This is a genomic window from Sandarakinorhabdus sp. (assembly GCF_031422795.1).
Lineage (GTDB): Bacteria > Pseudomonadota > Alphaproteobacteria > Sphingomonadales > Sphingomonadaceae > Sandarakinorhabdus.
In genome coordinates this window covers 1-2,120 of sequence record NZ_JANPML010000377.1, presented here as the reverse complement: position 1 = coordinate 2,120, position 2,120 = coordinate 1, and the positions used below count along the sequence as shown (strand labels likewise).

Annotated in this window: 2 protein-coding genes; both read left to right on the top strand. The window is 65.6% G+C overall.

Annotated features, from left to right (window positions below; translation table 11 throughout):
* Positions 1-667 (top strand): DUF1214 domain-containing protein (locus RMO81_RS13150; protein ID WP_310476346.1); only part of this gene is annotated, 667 nt, incomplete at its 5' end.
* Positions 664-2,120, top strand: a 1,457-nt coding sequence (locus RMO81_RS13145) for a thiamine pyrophosphate-binding protein (protein WP_310476345.1), incomplete at its 3' end; no start/stop codon positions are given. The genes RMO81_RS13150 and RMO81_RS13145, both read left to right, overlap by 4 nt.

Here is a 2,120-nt window from a genome sequence, read left to right as displayed (position 1 = left end):
CGAACGCTCTGGCGATGCACTGCTTACCAATCGGGCCGCACAATTTGCCGATCAGGGCCTTGGCAAGGCGTGGGAAACGCTGACGCCCGAACAGCAGAAACTGTGGAACGACAGCCTGCCGGCGCTGATCCACGAATTGCGCATGGGGCTGGCGGGTGGTGAAGGCATCGATGGCTGGGCCTATCCGCCGTTCAACATGGCGCTGTATGGCGAGGATGATGATCTGCGCGCCCGCGTCGCGCTCGGCGGCCTGGCGGCGCTGCCGCGTATCGAGGCGGTCTATGTTTCGGCCACCAAGGATGGCCAAGGCCGGCCGCTGACCGGCGACAAGAGCTGGCGGGTGAAGATCCCGGCCAATGTGCCGGTGGGCGGTTTCTGGTCGCTCACCTTGTATGAACAGACCCCCGATGGCCGGCTGTTCTTCGTTCCCAACGATCTGAACCGCTTCGCCGTGGGCGACCGGTCACAGCATCTGCGCCCCGAACGCGATGGCAGCATCGAATTGTTCGTGCAGGCGGGCAAGCCCAGCGGCGAGCGGGTGGTAAACTGGCTGCCCGCACCCAAGGGCAATTTCATACTGATGTTCCGGGCCTATCTGCCAGGCGCGCCGCTGCTTGATGGCTCGTTCCGCCTGCCGCCGGTTACCGAAGACGAGATAATTCCATGAGCAACGGCAAGGATACCGGGCGCGCCGGCAAGCATCTGTTTCTCGACATCCTCCATTCCGAGGGCGTGGAGATCATCTTCGGCAACCCCGGCACCACTGAATTGCCGCTGCTGGATGCCTTCGTGGTGGAAGATCGGCTGCGCTATGTGCTCGGCCTCAACGAAGTGGTGGTGATGGGCATGGCCGATGGCTGGGCGCAGGCCACGGGCAAGCTCGCGGTGTGCAACCTCCACGCCGCGCCGGGCCTGGGGAACGCCATGGGCATGCTCTACAACGCCGCCAAGGCTGGCGCGCCCATCCTGGTCACCGCTGGCCAGCAAGACATGAGCATCCGCCTGACCGAGCCGCTGTTGTGGGACGATCTGGCCACCATGGCCCGGCCGTTGTGCAAATGGTCGTTCGAAGTGAACAGCATCGAGGAACTGCCGCGCGCCGTGCGCCGGGCGGCCAAGGTGGCACTGACGGCGCCGACCGGCCCGGTGTTCCTGTCCATTCCCGGCGACGTGTTGACCGCCATCGCGCCTGACAGCCTCGACATTGGCGAGTCGACCCGCATCGGCGCCGCCCTGCGCGGGGATGCGAATGAAATCGCCAAGGCCGCCGCTTTGATCAGCGCCGCCGAAACCCCAGTGATCTTCGCCGGCGATTGCGTGGCCAACCGCGACGCCTTTGCCGAAATCGTGGCCTTTGCCGAGGCGGTGGGTGCGCCGGTCTACATGGAGGGCATGGCCAACCGCGCCGCTTTCCCGTCAAACCATCCGCTTTATGCCGGCACCGTGCCGCGCATGACCCCGGCGCTGCGCAGCGTCATGCAGAACCATGATCTGCTGATTTCCATCGGCGCTGACCTGCTGACGCAAAGCCAGGCCACCGGCGTGGAGGCGCTCGCGCCCGGCACCAAGGTCGTGCATCTGGATGATGAACCATGGCAGATCGGCAAGAATTTCGCCGCCACCGCTGCCATTCTGGGCTGCCCCAAGGCGACACTGCCGGAACTGACCGCGCTGGTGCAGGGCTGCGGTGCTGGCCGCCGGGCCGGCGTGGAAGCAAGGATCGCCGAAGCCAAGGCTGTCCTGTTCGCCAAGGCCGAAGCCGCGATGGACGCCAGCCCGATGGACCCGATGGCCGTGCTGAAGCGGCTGGGCGAGGTCATGCCCGATGATGCCATCATCATCGAGGAACTGCTGTCGTCCGGCATGAACACGGTGCGCCAGTTGCTGCCGGACACGCGTCCCGATTCATGGATCGGCATGAGCGGCGGCGGCATCGGTGTCGCCCTGCCCCAGGCCGCTGCCATACAATTGGCCAACCCCGGCCGCCCGGTGGTGGCGCTGACCGGCGATGGCAGCCTGATGTATTCCGCCGCCGCGCTGTGGACCTGCGCGCATTACAAGCTGCCGGTGATCACCATCGTGTTCAACAACAGCAGCTACCGCATCCTCAAGCAGCGCAC